Source organism: Microbacterium endophyticum, from assembly GCF_011047135.1.
GTDB classification, from domain to species: domain Bacteria; phylum Actinomycetota; class Actinomycetes; order Actinomycetales; family Microbacteriaceae; genus Microbacterium; species Microbacterium endophyticum.
On record NZ_CP049255.1, the window covers coordinates 1857858 to 1873491 of the forward strand.

The following is a 15634-nucleotide window of genomic DNA, read 5'->3' on the forward strand; positions in this document are numbered from 1 at the left end:
TCGGCCGGGCTGAACGTCGCCGTGACCCCTCGATGGCTGACGTTGCTCGCGAATCAGGCGTATCGGGTCAGACTGTTTCTCGTGTCGCGAACGGTCGCACCAACGTCGATCCCGAGACACGCTCCCGCGTCGTTGCAGCGATGCGAAAGCTCGGTTACCGACCCAACAGTGCCGCGCGTGCTCTCCGCTCGGGACGCTTCCGCAGTATTGGCGTCATCATGTTCTCGCTCTCGTCGTATGGCAACACGCGAACGCTGGATGCCGTGGCATCAGAGGCCGCACGCTCGGGCTATTCACTTACTCTCATGCCGCTGTCATCAGCGACGCAGTCCGATGTGTCCGGCGCGTTCGATCGACTGCGCGAACAGGCAGTCGACGGCGTCATCATTCTCATCGAAGCACACCGGCTCAACGGGGCAGACCTCGAACTCCCCTCTGGTCTCCCCGTTGTCGTTCTCGACTCAAGTGCGCAGTACGAATATCCGGTTGTCGACACCGACCAGGCGCAGGGTGCGCGACTGGCGACCGAGCACCTCCTGGAGCTTGGCCACCGCACCGTGCATCACATCTCAGGTCCGCAAGGGTCGTACTCCGCCGAGCGTCGCGCCCAGTCGTGGCGAGCAACGCTCGAGGCGGCTGGCGCGCCCGTTCCCGATATGGTCGTGGGGGATTGGACGAGCGACTCTGGCTATCGGCTCGGTCTAACGCTCGCGTCCGATCCTGGCGTGACGGCGGTCTTCAGCGCTAACGACCAGATGGCTGTGGGGCTGTCGCGGGCGATGCATGAAGCGGGACGAAGCATCCCCGGAGATGTCAGTCTGGTCGGGTTCGACGACATGGCTGATTCAGCCAACCACTTTCCGCCGCTCACGACGGTGCATCAGCACTTCGACCGCGTGGGAGTCGAAGCGCTCACGGCCCTGATCGAAGAGATCGAGGGGGGCGTGAGCGACGTGCGCGCCCTTGTTCCGACCGAACTCGTGGTGCGCGCAAGTACCGCACCGCCGCGGGGCTGACGCGCTACTTCGCTGCTTGGCGCGCTTCCCAGCCGCTTCGCACCATGTCGTCGACGCTGTGGCGGTTCTTCCACTCGAGGTCGCGCGCAGCGAGTTCTCCGGTTGCCACGATCCGATCGGGATCTCCCGCGCGACGCGGTGCGATCTCGGGTGTGAAGTCGATACCCGTCACGCGAGCCATGGCGTCCATGATTTCGCGCACCGACAGCCCATTTTGCGAACCCAGGTTGTACGCGGGCTCGATCGGTTTGCCGGTGATGAGCAGCTTCGCCGCCGCAACGTGAGCCGCGGCGATGTCGGCGACGTGTACATAGTCGCGCACGTTCGTGCCATCAGGCGTGTTGTAGTCGTCGCCGTTGATGCGAGGCGTGCGTCCCTCCAGCAGTGCCTCGAAAACCAACGGGAACAGATTATGGGGACTCGAATCGTAGATGCTCGTGTCGATGGAGCCGACGACGTTGAAGTAGCGAAGCGAGGTGTGGCGAAGCGGGCTTCCCGTGGTCGCCGTCGCAATGCCCTGATCGCGCAGCATCCACTCGCCGATGAGCTTCGATTCTCCGTAGGGCGACGCCGGACGTTTCGGAAGGTCTTCGGTGACCAGATCGACGTCGGGGGTGCCGTAAACGGCAGCGCTCGAGGAGAACACGAGATTGGTCACGTCGGTGTTCGCCATTGCCTCGAGGACGACGCGAGTACCCTCGACGTTCTGAGCGTACGTGTGAAGGGGGCGGTTGACGGAGACGCCCGCGTATTTGAAGCCAGCGACGTGGATGACGCCCTCGATGCTGTGCTCGCGCAGCGTGTTTTCCATCAGCGCCAGATCGAGAATCGAGCCGTTCACGAATGGAACGTCGTCGGGAACGAAGGACGAGTGCCCGCTGGAAAGATCGTCGATCACAACCGGCTCAAGCCCCGCCGCCGTGAGCGCGCGAACGATGTGTGCACCGATATAGCCGGCCCCGCCGGTCACAAGCCAAGTCATGAGTTCATCCTCGCAGGTTGTGTTGTTGACGAACGTGCCGCGATCACCACGACGACACCGCTTTGATCGTTGCGGTGGATCCTTTGTCCATCCTATGATGAGTGTTGACGTCAACATGTTAACGTAAACATGTCGCTCACTCGAAGTATCGATGGTTGCGAAGAAGCAATCGGAACGGAATGACGATGAAGTCCTCTCGAATCCTCTCTCTGCTGTGCGTGGGAACGCTCAGCGCGGGAACCCTCGGATTTGCCGCGGCGGCTGCGAACCCAACCGCCGCACAAGCCGCTACAGACGTGACGATCACGCCTAATCCCGCGTACGCCTCAGTAGAGGCATTCGAAGGGTGGGGAACGAGCCTCGTGTGGTTCGCGAACGCAACCGGCGGCTACCCCGAGGACGTCCGTCAGGAGTTGCTGGAGAAGGTATTCGGCGAGGACGGCCTGAACCTCAACATCGCGCGCTACAACATCGGCGGCGGTAATGCGACAGATGTGCCTTCGTACCTGCGCCCCGGTGGTGCTGTCGAGGGCTGGTGGAACCCGGATATTGGCGAGAGCGATGAAGACGGAGAAATCACGTCAACATACGCTGATCGTGAGCGCTACGCCGCGGCGTGGGACCCCGACAACCCCGACCACTACAACTTCGATGCCGACGAAACCCAGCGGTGGTGGGTCGACGCTCTGAAAGATGAGGGCATCACCTGGGAAGCGTTCAGCAATTCACCGCCCTACTTTTTGACGCAGAGCGGATATGTGTCGGGCGGCATCAACAACGGTTCAAGCGAGCAGCTCGACCCCGAAGATATGGATGCCTTCGCTGGGTACCTCGTGACAGCGGTCGAACACCTTGAGTCGACGTATGGAATCGACATCGAAACTCTCGACCCGTTCAACGAGCCCAATACGAACTACTGGTCGACCAGCATTCCGAGCGGGAGTGAATGGCCCACGAGTGCAAGCCGTCAAGAGGGCGCACACATTGGTCCGAGCGCGCAGAACCAGATGATTCAAGCGCTTGCGTCACGACTCGCAGACCCCAACACATCCACCGACGTGAGTATCTCAGCGATGGATGAGACGAACCCCTCCACCTTCGTCACCGACTGGAACGGGTGGAGCGACGAATCGAAAGCGAGCGTCGACCAGCTCAACGTCCACACCTACGGTACGAGTGGCCGCATGATCGTCCGAGATATCGCGAAGGCCTCCGACAAGCCGCTGTGGATGAGCGAGGTCGAGGGGAACTGGGACACCACCGGCGGGTTCAACCTCACCAACATCGACAACGGTCTTGGCATGGCATCCCGAATCGTCGACGACCTACGTGAGCTCGAACCCGAAGCCTGGGTCTTCTGGCAGCCGGTCGAAGATCTCTACAACATGGAGAAGACCGAGAACAGCAACTGGGGCAGCGTTCTCATCGACTTCGACTGTGACGAGAACGGCGATTCCGAACGCCGCATCGCCGACAACGAGGCCGACCCTTCGTGTGAAGTGCTGACCAACGCGAAATACAACACGGTGCGAAACTTCACGCACTACATCCAGCCCGGCGACCATCTGATTCCGACGAATGACGCGCAGACTACTGCAGCGATCGGAGCCGATGGTGAGAGTGCAACTCTCGTGCATGTGAACTCGGAAGCCGCAGAGCGCACCGTCACGATCGACCTCTCCGGGTTCGGTGAGATTGCGGCAGGGGCGACAGTGACGCCCATCACGACGACTGAGTCGCCTGCCGAAGACGTCACCGCGAATGCTCTCGTGGAGTCGAGCCCGGTTGCGATCAATGCAAAAACCAAAACCGCGACCATCAGTGTCCCCGCCAAGTCGGTGACGACCTTCGTGATCGACGGAGTGTCGGGCGTTGCCGAGGAGGCGCCGTCCTTCACCGATGGCGAGACGTATCAACTGCTCGGCGTGCAGAGCGGAAAGGCGCTAGCCGCCAACGGCGACGCAGTCCAGATCGCGTCGTCAGCGACGTCAGCGGATGCCGCCAGCGCTCAGGCGTGGACTGTTCACACACTCTCGGGTGCCGGTACAAACCGCCAGCGCATCACTCTCGAAAATGGCAACGGTCAATTCCTCGCTGTTTCGGGGACGTCGACCACTCTTGTGTCGACCGATGAGGCCGGAGCGGCTGCGAACGAATCGATGCAGTGGATACCTTCGACGGCCGATGGGCGCACGTACTCGCTCTTGAGCCCAACCGCGGAGCGTGTGCTCGACGTGAACGGGCAGAGCTCCGCCGACGGCGCGGGAGTGGGCACCTGGACGTCGAACAACGGCGGAAACCAGCGATGGACTTTGGCCTCGACGGCAATACAGTCGGTCGTTCCGGTGAGTGCCAGCACGATCACGGGGCAGGCCCCCGAGCTTCCGGACACCGTGACCCTGCGCTATCGAGGAGGGGTCGAGCGATCTGCTGCCGTGGAATGGGATCTCGAAGGCGCTGACTGGTCGACGCCTGGCACCGTCACGATTTCGGGCCACGGTGTCGACATGTTCGGTGCTGCGTTCGATAGTGCCGAAGCCCGTGTTGAGATTGGCGCTTACACGGCGACCAAGCCGGTGTCGCTTACGACCTATATGGGCTCGACTCTTGAGCGCGTGCAGCAAAGCGCGCCGACGACTGTTCCCGCAGAGCTCACCGCGGGCGGTGCTGCCTTCGACGCCAACGTTGAGTGGGACTGGTCGGGTGTGACCGATGCGAGCTTCGCCGAGGCGGGTACCGTCATCATTTCTGGTTCTGCTGAGTCGAATGAGCCGGGGGCGTCTCGGTTGGATGCCACCCTCACGGTCATCGTCACTGTTGCCGAAGAAGAGAACGTGGCGCCATCGAGCACGGCATCCGCAACCTTCACCGAGAGCTCTTCGTACAGCGTTGACCGCACGAAAAATGGTCTGACGACCGACAAGGGGTGGTCGAACTGGCGTTCGGGCACGAAGAATGCACAAGACACGCTGAGTTATGCGCTGGCAGACACGACGCAGGTGCGTCACGTGAAGGTGCACTTCTATCGCGACGGCGGAACGACCTGGGCACAAAGCCTTCGCGTCGACTACCGGATGGCCGGAGGCGAGTGGGTAGAAGGCGAATCTGTCTCAGTGGCGGCGCCCGAGACCGGAGCGCCCGTCGTTGATGTTCCGCTCAGCGATGTGTCGGCTGATGAGGTGCGAGTTGTGCTTACCGCGCGATCTGCGACTCACATGGTCGTCTCCGAGGTAGAAATCTTCGGGCTTCAGGCGTCACCTTCTGGCGTGGCAGATTTGGCACGCCTCACGCTCGACGGCGTTGCGGTAGCGGACTTCGCGGCCGACCGTTCGGAGTACACCGCTGAGTCAACCGGCTCGCGGTGGCCGGTTCTGCACGCTGTCGCCGTTGATGGCGATGCGGGCGTCAGCATCGTGCAGCCCGCGGATGCCGACGGTCAGGGCCGTGTCGACGTCACTGCGGTTGACGGCACTGTTCGCTCGTACACCGTCGGTGTGAGCCGCACGGTTGCGATCGGCGCTGTGGTGATTTCAGGCGATGCGCACGTCGGTTCAACGCTCAGCGCTTCAGCGTCGACGGTCGACCCGGATAACGCTGAACTGGCGTACCAATGGACGCGCGACGGCGAAGACATCTCCGGTGCGACCTCGAGCGACTACGTGGCGACCTCCGACGACACCGGCACGAAGCTGCGCGCTGTCGTGACGGCATCCGCTTCGGGATTCGCGTCGGCGACGGCGACGTCAGAGCCGGTCACAGTGGAGGCAGTAACTGAGCCGTCGCCTGAGCCGACACCTACGCCGACAACGCCCGCGCCCGAGCCGTCCGCGCCGACGCCGTCCGCCAGCCCGTCGTCGCCAGCGCTACCCGCTACCGGTGCCGCAGCAGCGCCCTCGGTAGATGCGCTCACCGCTGCGCTGCAGGGAAAAATCGGCTCACCGGCTGAGGTAGTCGCGGGTCAGAACATCACGATCCAGGTCGGGGAAGAGTACGCGGGCGAGTCAGTCGACGTGTGGTTGTTCTCGACTCCGCGCCATCTCGGCACAGTTGTGGTCACGGCGGCCGGTGAGGTCACGGTGCGTATCCCGGCTGATGTGCCCGCCGGCGATCACCGCATCGTCGTCACGGATGCCTCGGGCGCTGTGATCGGCTGGAACCCGCTCCGGGTGAAGGCTGCGGGCGACCTCGCCGTCACGGGCGGTGTCGTCGCACCGGTCTTGCCGTTCGCACTCATGCTGTTGGTGCTCGGCGCGTTGATCGCCATCGTGCGTATCCGTCGCCGCCACGGCATCGCCGGCTAACGAGAGTGCGGGCGAGTGAGCGCACACGATTCACTCGCCCGCACCCGATTTCGGGTGACTCTTCGACACTTCCCAGCACTCCCGCTCCAATGAAGGAACGTATGAGAATCACATCTGCTCGACGCTGTGCAGCACCCGCAGCCCTGGCGACGCTCGCACTCGTCGGGGCGGCGACCGTGGCAGTGGCTCCAGTAGCTCAGGCAGCAGCGCCCGCACTGGCGGATCAATCACTGAACTTCGCTGTCGTCGCAGGCGACTCACCAGAGTTGCCCAGCGAAGTCGCCGTCTCGACCTCGGGCGGAGACACCGCGCAGGCAGCGGTTTCGTGGGATCTCGACGGAATGACGTTTTCGCAGCCGTTCAAGTCGTACACGATTTATGGCGATGTTGCCGGAGTTGATGAACCTGTCACCGCGACCGTGGACACACTCGCGAACGACACGCTCTACTTCATTGACTCCGCCGCGAGCTCGTCTCCGGCCTTCGATGGGGCCAAGAGCCTCCTGGGAGATGCTCTTCGCAACGATGCCCCCGATCAGCTGAAGACAGGCGACACCGATTGGGGATACTCCGGCGAAGACGGCTCACGTACCGACGCGGGGCCCAAAGGTGTGAACGGGCATTTCGGCTACAACGGTGCCGGCAACTCGATCACCTACAGCCTTGATTTACCCGATGCCGGTGATTACACGCTTGCGCTCGGTTTGTATGAGTGGTGGAGCGCGAGCGATCGGCAAATCGACGTGACTGTGATCGACTCACTCAACGAGCAGCATGCCGTCGTTCAAAGCGCCGCGGGGGATATTTCGCCGTCACATCGCGAGGCCGCGGTTTCTGGGAGCTTCGAGCTTTCCGAGGCGGCCGCGGGTGCTGTCTCTGTCCGCATTTCGAACGTCGGCTGGCAGGGAGCTTCAGTTACCTGGCTTGCGGCAGCGCGGGGGGATCAGGAGCTTGATCTCTCACAGACAGCGGTCGTGGCCCCCACGGTATCTCCGAGTGCCGCTGTCATTTACGGGTCTGCACAAACGGTGTCGATAGATGCCGACGATGATGCTGTGGCTTTTTATACAACCGACGGCACTGAACCGACGCGCACGAACGGCATTCGCTATTCCGAGCCGTTTGTCCTCGACGCTTCAGCGACGATCCGAGCCATCTCCGTGAAAGATGGGGTGACGAGCCCCGTGACGACAGCTGAGTACACGATCGATCCTGTTGAGGGTGCGTACGAGAGCGTGCCAGTTGGTCAACCATGGTTCGACACTGACGGCAACTCCATTCAGGCGCACGGGGGAGGATTCCTGGAACACGACGGGGCCTACTACTGGGTGGGCGAAGACAAAGCCCACAACGGGGCGAGCTTCAATGGAACGAATCTTTACCGATCGGAGGATTTGCTCAATTGGGAGTTCGTTAAGCAGATACTGGTTCCGGAGGCATCCGGTCTCGATTGCAATGTGCGGGGAGCCGCATCGTGCAAGGTCGAGCGCCCCAAGCTGCTCTTTAACGAAACAACCGACACGTTCGTGCTGTGGGGTCATTGGGAAACTGCCGATTCATATGCCGCGTCCGAAGTGGTTGTGGCCACGAGTTCGACTATCGATGGCGACTACGAAGTGAAGTATCACGGTCGCCCGGGGGTCGGGGAGGTGTGGGACCTCGAGCAACAGCACGCGATCGAGGCAACGATCGGAGAAGGTCAGTACGCCGACTTCGCTACGGCCGAAGCTGCATACCGCGCTGCCGGAAACGCCCCACTCGGTCACCAATCTCGAGACCTCACCGTCTACGTCGACAATGACGGTGACGGATGGCTGATTTCAGCCGAAGCTCACGAGCAGCTGCGGGTATACCCGCTGTCGGGCGACTATGAGCACGCCGACTACGAGAACTCTTACCCGTTGTTCTCGGGAGAAAGTCGAGAGGCTACCGCCATCACTCAGGTGGATGGCACGTACTACTTGATCACGTCGGGGCAGTCGGGCTGGTACGCAAACCAGCTCAAGTACGCGACGACGTCCGACCTGTCGAATCCCGATGGTTGGTCAGACAATCACAATCTTGGTAACAACACGACCTTCAAGAGCCAACCGGCATCTGTGGTCTCTTTGCCTCGAAGCGACGGCGGCACATCCCTGGTCTACATGGGGGATCGCTGGGTGGCGAGCGCGCTCGCGACATCGACCTACGTGTGGTTGCCGCTGGATCTCGACCCCGTACAGAAGGCGCTGGGCCTTGAATACACCGATGAATGGTCGCTAGATGTGACGACAGGGCAGATCGAGCAGACGCCGTCTGAGCTGCTGTCGCAGGGTAAACCAGCATCGGCTGACCCCGTGGGTTCGCTTTCCACGGGCTATTCGACCCCTAACGGGAACGGTGAGACGCCGGGCTCTCCGGCGGCGGCTGCGAACGACGGTATCGACGACACGACGAGTCCGTACGACAACAGCCACTATTTCTTTCCGGGGTCGACCTCGACCTACTCATGGCAGGTGGATCTCGAGAGCGAATATGACGTGAGTCGCGCCGACATCAGCTGGCGCAGCCACAACGGCTCGGAAAGCTACAGCGGATACGTGATTTCGGGCAGTGCCGACGGCGAGAACTGGACGACCATCGCCGATCGCACGTCGAACCGTCAGGTCGGTTTCACCAGCGACGCGCTAGAAGGCTCGTACCGGTTTGTGCGAGTGGATGTGAACCGAGTGATCAACGACCACAACGGAAACGAAGCCGCCTGGGCCGCCGGCATCGTGGAAGTTCAGATCTACGGTGATGCGGGAGAGGCTCCTGAACCAACGCCAACGCCAACCGTTACGCCGCAGCCGACCGTTACGCCGCAGCCGACCGCGAGTCCGACCCCCGCTGTGCCTGGGGTCGGTGGTGGTCTAGATCCAACAGCTCCGCCCCTTCCCGCAACGAGCCCAGACGCAACCGGCTCTGTATCGGTTGAGCGAATCGCCCCGGGCATGCAGATCGACGTGAATGCAACCGGGTTCCGTCCCGGTGAGCGAGTCGACGTGTGGCTGTACTCGACACCCGTACTCCTGGCATCCGTCATCGCGGATTCCTCTGGCGCCGTTGCGACGCGCGTCACGATCCCGGGCGACGCTGCACAAGGCGACCACCACATCGTCCTGATCGGTGCCGAGTCGAACGTGACAGTGTCGATACCGGTGCAGATCGTATCGGTCAGCGAGCTGGCCGTTACCGGGAGCACGGCGGCGGCGCCTCGCTTCATCGCGCTGTTGGCGATCATCGTTTTGGCCGCCGGTGTTGGGCTCTGGCTCAGCTCACGTCGCCGAGTGCTTCGGTGACAACAGAGCGGGCTTCTTCTTGCACTTCGCGCAGGTGCTCTTCACCGCGAAGCGACTCGGCGTAGAGCTTGTAGACGTCTTCGGTGCCGGAGGGACGGGCGGCGAACCATGCGTGCGCCGTCTGTACTTTCAGGCCGCCGATGGCAGCACCATTTCCGGGTGCGTGCGACAGCTTTGCGATGATTTCTTCGCCCGCAAGCTCAGTCGCTGTCACGGCGTCGGGGGAGAGCTTTGCAAGCGCCGCCTTTTGCGCGGGCGAAGCGGGAGCATCAACGCGCTGATAGACGGATGCCCCAAACTCGGCCTCTAGCTCGGCATACCGAGCCGAAGGCGTCTTCTTGGTCACGGCCAGAATCTCAGCGGCGAGCAGGCATAGCAGGATGCCGTCTTTGTCTGTCGTCCAGACCGAGCCGTCAAATCGGAGGAACGAGGCTCCAGCGGACTCTTCGCCGCCGAACGCGACGGAGCCGTCGAGGAGACCTGGCACGAACCACTTGAAGCCAACGGGCACTTCGAGCAGTGTTTTTCCGAGTGAATCGGCCACGCGATCGATGATCATCGACGAGACGAGCGTCTTGCCGATCGCGGCATCCGCTGGCCAGTTCTCGCGGTGGCTGAAGAGGTAGTCGATCGCAACAGCCAAGAAGTGGTTGGGGTTCATCAGCCCGGCGTCGGGAGTGACGATGCCATGGCGGTCGGCATCAGCGTCGTTCCCCGTGAGGATGTCGTACTCATCACGGCGAGCAACGAGCGAAGCCATCGCTGACGGCGACGAGGGGTCCATGCGGATCTTCTCGTCCCAGTCGAGCGTCATGAAACGCCACGTCGGGTCGACATCAGGGTTCACAACAGTGAGGTCGATGCCGTACACCTCGGCGATGAGTGCCCAGTACTCGACGGATGCGCCGCCCAGAGGGTCGGCTCCGATGCGCACGCCGGCCTTCTTGATTGCCTCGATGTCGATGATGTTCTCGAGGTCTGCGACGTAGACGCCGCGGAAGTCGTAGCTACCGAGTGCGTCGGCGTCGAGGTCGGCGAAGCGGGTGCGCTTGACACCCTCGAGTCCCGACGCGATGAGCTCGTTGGCACGGTCAGCGATCCACGACGTTGCATCGGTGTCTGCCGGTCCACCGTGCGGCGGGTTGTACTTGAACCCACCATCGCGCGGCGGGTTATGTGACGGTGTCACGACGATGCCGTCAGCGCGACCGGGGTCTGCGGCTTCGCGATCCTTGTTGTACGTCAAGATGGCGTGGCTCAGCGCGGGCGTCGGCACCCACGAATCGCGTGAGTCGACGCGCACGTCGATTCCGTTGGCAACGAGCACCTCGACTGCGCTTCGCTCGGCAGGGAGCGACAGGCCGTGGGTGTCACGCCCTAAAAAGAGCGGGCCGGCAATTCCTGCTGCGGTGCGGTAGTCAACGATTGCCTGCGTCGTTGCGAGTATGTGGTCTTCATTGAAACTCGTCGAGAGACTCGACCCGCGGTGCCCGCTTGTGCCGAATGCCACACGTTGCGCCGCAATCGCGACGTCGGGTTTCAAGTCGTAGTAGGCGGCAATGAGTTCATCAATGTCGATTAGGTCGGATGCTTCAGCTAGCTGTCCCGCGCGGCTCATGGTCCTTAGTCTGCCGTGTTCGGGCGCTCGGGTCATCCGCTGCGCGAGATTCGCCTTCAACACTCAGGCGAATGGCCGGTTTTCGTTGGCGAAGTGGGGCAGGGCCGGGACTAGGCTGAATCTCCGTGACCACCGTCTCTCCCGATGTTTCGCCCACGCGCCGTATCTACAGCTTCTTAGGTCCTGCCGGTACTTTTACCGAGGCGGCGCTGGCGCAGGTTCCCGAGGCACGCGGGCAGGTCTGGAAGCCCGTCAACAACGTCGGAGAAGCGCTCTCGGACGTTGTCGATGGCCGGTCGGATGCTGCCATGATCGCTATCGAGAACTCCGTCGACGGCGGCGTGTCAACCGCCCAGGATGCCCTGGCCACAATGCCGGGCCTGCGAATCGTGGGCGAATACCTGGTGCCGGTGGATTTCGTGCTCGTCGCGAAGCCCGGCACAGCACTCGCTGACGTCAAACTGGTCGCGGCTCACCCCGTGGCTTACGCGCAGTGCCTGCGGTGGCTTTCTCGTGAGATGCCCGAGCACGCTCATCTTCCGGCGGCAAGCAATGTGGCGAGCGCGATGGGAATCATCGACGGTACGAGTGATGCAGACGCGGCTATCGCGCCCCCCGGAATTCTTGAGCACCACGACCTCGAGCTGCTCGCCGAGCACATCGGTGACAACGTCAACGCCGTCACACGCTTCGTGCTCGTAGCGCGAACCGTTGCGCCGCCGACCCCGACCGGTGCCGACAAGACGTCGCTCATCGTTGAACTGCCGACCGAGTACTCCGGCGCTCTCATGGAGATGCTCGAACAGTTCGCAACGCGCGGTATCAACCTCAGCCTGCTCGCGTCTCGCCCTATCGGTGATGCGCTCGGCCGCTACCGGTTCGTGGTCGATGCTGACGGACACATTGCCGACGAACGTATGGCTGATGCACTCCTCGGGCTTCGCCGCTTCAGCCCGCAGGTCATCTTCCTCGGTTCTTACCCGCGCGCCGATCGCGCCATCATCCGATACTCGGATCGCTACTCCGATGAAGTGTTCGTCGAAGCGCGTGACTGGTTGCGCGGACTGCTTTCGGGCGAGCCTGAAAGCTGAACGGACTAGGCGGCAAGCGCCGCCGAGATCAGTTCGAGCGTTTCGACTCGCGCGTCTGAAGAATCCATCGACTCAGCATCGCGCGCTGCCGCCACGGGTGAGATCATGACCTCTTCGACGCCGTATTTCGCCGCGAATGCCGTGAGACGGGATGCCACGTCGTCACCGGTTCCCACGAACCAGCGAGTGCGGGCCCAACCTCGCATCGGCTCACCGAGGTGATCGTCGGATTCAGCGGCGACGGACTGTTCGACTGTTTCAAGGGGCACGAGTGGGCGGTTGCCACGTAGCCGAGCCATCATGCGAATCTGCGACAGGGCGCGCAATTCGGCTTCTTCACGGGTCTCTGCGGCGACGGCATTGGCCGTGAGAAAGGTTCGGGGTTCGGGGTGATCTTCACTTGGCTGATACTGCGCGCGGTAAAGGTCGAGCGCCTGCTCGACGCCCTCGCCGGAGAAGTGATTCGCGAAAACATACGGTAGGCCGAGAGATGCCGCGAGCTGCGCGGAGTACGTGCTTGACCCGAGTAGCCAGACGTCGGGGGTGCTGGTCGCTGCGGGAGTGGCATGCACTGAGTAGGTGCCGCCGGAGGAAAACTGAACCGTGGCGCCCTGAGCGCTCACGAGGCTCGAGATGTCTCGAACGTGCTGAGGAAACTTATCGACGTCACTCGTGGTCCCCGACTGGCGAAGAAGTTGTGTGATGACGGGGTCGCTACCGGGCGCCCGTCCGATACCGAGATCGATACGACCCGGCGCGATCGCTTCGAGGGCTGCGAACTGTTCGGCAACGATCAACGGGGAGTGGTTGGGGAGCATCACACCGCCCGACCCGACGCGGATGTGCGACGTTCGTGCCGCGGCGGCCGCGATGAGTACCGGCGGAGTCGTCGAGGCGACCGCTGGCATGTTGTGGTGCTCGGCGAACCAGTAGCGACGGTAACCGAGGCGGTCAGCAGCCTCGGCAACACCCAGTGACGCTCCGATCGCCTGCGCGCTCGATTGGCCCGAACGAACCGGAACCAGATCGAGAACGGAGAGGGCAAGAGCAGCTGAGGTGGTCATATTTCATTGCAACCCTCGCACCACGCTCAGCATTCCTTCCCGCGAGCCTCTCAGCGCGCTCGCTTCACGGCCTCATAGGCATCGAGCGCTCGCCGCCGGGTTGCGGCGAGATCCACGATGGGGTCGGGGTAGCTCGCCTCGTCGACTTCCGGCACCCACGAGCGGACGTAGGCCGAGTGCGGGTCAAACTTCTTTTCCTGCGTTTCAGGATTGAAGATGCGGAAGTAGGGGGAGGCATCCGCACCGGAGCCGGCGACCCACTGCCAGTTGAAGGGGTTACTCGCAGAGTCGGCGTCGACGAGAGTGTCCCAAAACCATTCTTCGCCGCGGTGCCAGTCGATCAAGAGGTTCTTGGTGAGAAACGATGCGACAACCATGCGAACCCGGTTGTGCATCGTGCCGGTGTGCCAGAGCTCTCTCATACCGGCATCGACCAAACGGATGCCGGTGCGCCCCTGCTGCCACGCCGCCAACTGGTTTTCGTCGACATCGGGCCAGGGGAACGCATCGAATGAGGCGCGCCAGTTCTTCGTCGCCAGCTCCGGAAAGTGGAACAGAGTGTGCCACGCAAATTCGCGCCACCCGATTTCGGAGAGAAACCTCCCGGCGTCGGCGCCCGATGCGAGCGTCTCGTGCCACACCGTGTAGGGGCTCGCTTCGCCCCAACGCAGGCTGGCCGAAAGTAGCGAGGTGTTGCCGGCCGCGGGTTCATCACGAGTTCGGTCGTAGTCGGCGATGTCGGCGTGCAGAAATTCCTGCATACGTGCACGCGCGGCGGGTTCGCCCGGCTGCCACGCATCCCGCAGTCCGCCCGCCCAATCAGGATGCTTCGGCAAGAGGCCCCAGTCGGACAGATCATCAGAGGCGAGCTGTCGCTGGAGGCCAGAGATTTCAGTCGGCTCGGGGAGCGGCGCGCGAGGTGCGGGGAGTTGCTGGCATGCCTTCCAAAACGGTGTAAAAACCGAGTACGGACGGTCGCTTCCGGTGCGGACCGTCCACGGTTCGAAAAGTAGCGAGCCGGCGAACGACTCGGCGCTCACGCCGTCTGCGCGAAGCACCGTCTTCAGTTCCGTGTCGATCGCTCGCTCGGGCCCGCCGTAGCGGCGGTTCCAGAAGACAGCGCCCGCGCCAGCATCCGTCACGACCTCCTGCACGATGCGGGCAGCGGCCCCGCGCCGGAACACAAGTTGCACGCCGCGCTCTCGGAGGCGCTCGTCGAGTGACGAGAGGCTGTGGTGCAGCCACCATTTTGCTGCGCCCCCGAGGGGGCGGATACCGGCGGACTCGTCGTCGAACACGTAGAGCGCGATGACCGGCGCCCCGCGATCTACTGCTGCCCGTAATGCGGGGTTATCGGCCAGGCGCAAATCGTCGCGGAACAACACGATCGAGGGAGTCGTCATACTTCGACGTTACGACGACTTGACAGCGAAAGAGCGCTTACCGCTACTGTTCGATCATGACCAACGAAACAGCAGCCGTTCAGCCCCGCTCCACCAACCTTTTCGCAATCCTGTCGATCATCTTCGTGTGGTTCGCAGGTCTCTTCGGCCTCATCTTCGGATACATCGCGCTTTCGCAGATCAAGCGCACGGGTGAAGGTGGCCGCGGCATCGCTCTCGCTGCCGTCATCGTCGGCTGGATCTATATCGTCGGCTGGCTGATTTTCTTCATCGCCATCTTCGCTATCGCGTTCGCACAGAGCTAACGCGTCAGGCGCGTTCAGCCACCTCGCTAGCCGGGGTGGCTACCCTGAGAGGGTGGCAGCTCAACAGAAAAACTCCGAATGGCATCCCTCCGAAGATGGCATCAACTTCCACACGCGTAAGTGGGTGCGTCCCGAGGATTTGAACGCGAACGGGTCGCTGTTCGGGGGAAGCCTGCTGAAGTGGATCGACGAAGAAGCCGCAATCTACGCGATTTTGCAGCTTGGAAACTACCGCGTGGTCACGAAGTTGATTTCTGAAATCAACTTCGAGGCTTCTGCGCTCCAGGGTGACCTCGTCGAGATGGGCCTGGTCGCGACGCACTTCGGTCGCACCTCCCTGACGATGCGCGCAGTTGTGCGCAACATGATTACGCGACGCCGCATCCTCACGATCGAACGCATCGTTTTCGTCAGCGTCGACGAGGAGGGGCGGCCAGTCCCGCATGGCTTCAGTGAAGTCACCTACGACCGTGATCGGATGCCGACAGAGCACCCGCAGACAGGCTCAATCAACCTCGGTTCACGCTGACGCGA

General features: G+C 62.5%; 10 protein-coding genes. 6 read left to right on the top strand and 4 right to left on the bottom strand.

Features of this window, described 5'->3' with window-relative positions:
* Positions 1–32: 32 nt before the first annotated feature.
* Positions 33–1016, top strand: coding sequence for a LacI family DNA-binding transcriptional regulator (locus G6N83_RS08630; protein WP_183408434.1), 984 nt, complete (start codon positions 33–35; stop codon positions 1014–1016).
* Between the two features lie 4 nt (positions 1017–1020).
* On the opposite strand, the gene galE is transcribed toward G6N83_RS08630, so the two are convergent.
* Positions 1021–1998, bottom strand: coding sequence for a UDP-glucose 4-epimerase GalE (galE, locus tag G6N83_RS08635; protein WP_165141218.1), 978 nt, complete (start codon positions 1996–1998; stop codon positions 1021–1023).
* A 179-nt stretch (positions 1999–2177) separates the two neighbouring features.
* On the opposite strand from galE, the gene G6N83_RS08640 reads away from it, so the two are divergent.
* Together G6N83_RS08640 and G6N83_RS08645 are read left to right on the top strand one after the other, a co-directional pair.
* On the top strand, positions 2178–6299 hold the full coding sequence (locus G6N83_RS08640; protein ID WP_241246151.1) for a glycoside hydrolase: 4122 nt from the start codon (positions 2178–2180) through the stop codon (positions 6297–6299).
* 101 nt (positions 6300–6400) lie between these two features.
* Positions 6401–9619: a galactose-binding domain-containing protein gene (locus G6N83_RS08645; RefSeq protein ID WP_165141220.1), complete on the top strand. Its 3219-nt coding sequence runs from the start codon at positions 6401–6403 to the stop codon at positions 9617–9619.
* Here G6N83_RS08645 and pgm read toward each other — a convergent pair.
* Positions 9591–11237, bottom strand: coding sequence for a phosphoglucomutase (alpha-D-glucose-1,6-bisphosphate-dependent) (gene pgm / locus G6N83_RS08650; protein WP_165141222.1), 1647 nt, complete (start codon positions 11235–11237; stop codon positions 9591–9593). The genes G6N83_RS08645 and pgm overlap by 29 nt on opposite strands.
* Positions 11238–11362: 125 nt before the next feature.
* On the opposite strand from pgm, the gene pheA reads away from it, so the two are divergent.
* Positions 11363–12328 carry a prephenate dehydratase gene (gene pheA, locus G6N83_RS08655; RefSeq protein WP_375782609.1) on the top strand — a complete coding sequence of 322 codons (966 nt, stop codon included), beginning with the start codon at positions 11363–11365 and terminating at the stop codon, positions 12326–12328.
* A 5-nt stretch (positions 12329–12333) separates the two neighbouring features.
* Here pheA and G6N83_RS08660 read toward each other — a convergent pair whose 3' ends face one another.
* Together G6N83_RS08660 and G6N83_RS08665 are read right to left on the bottom strand one after the other, a co-directional pair.
* Positions 12334–13392, bottom strand: a complete 1059-nt coding sequence (locus tag G6N83_RS08660) for an LLM class flavin-dependent oxidoreductase (protein WP_165141224.1) — start codon at positions 13390–13392, stop codon at positions 12334–12336.
* Between the two features lie 50 nt (positions 13393–13442).
* The gene (locus tag G6N83_RS08665) at positions 13443–14795 is read right to left on the bottom strand and encodes a cryptochrome/photolyase family protein (RefSeq protein WP_165141226.1); all 1353 of its coding nucleotides are present in this window, start codon (positions 14793–14795) and stop codon (positions 13443–13445) included.
* A 56-nt stretch (positions 14796–14851) separates the two neighbouring features.
* Between G6N83_RS08665 and G6N83_RS08670 the strand changes: the two genes are divergently transcribed.
* Both G6N83_RS08670 and G6N83_RS08675 read left to right on the top strand, forming a co-directional pair.
* Positions 14852–15100 (top strand): DUF4190 domain-containing protein, encoded by a 249-nt coding sequence (locus G6N83_RS08670; protein WP_165141228.1) that lies wholly within the window; start codon positions 14852–14854, stop codon positions 15098–15100.
* Between the two features lie 52 nt (positions 15101–15152).
* Positions 15153–15629: an acyl-CoA thioesterase gene (locus tag G6N83_RS08675; protein ID WP_241246153.1), complete on the top strand. Its 477-nt coding sequence runs from the start codon at positions 15153–15155 to the stop codon at positions 15627–15629.
* The last annotated feature ends 5 nt before the right edge of the window (positions 15630–15634 follow it).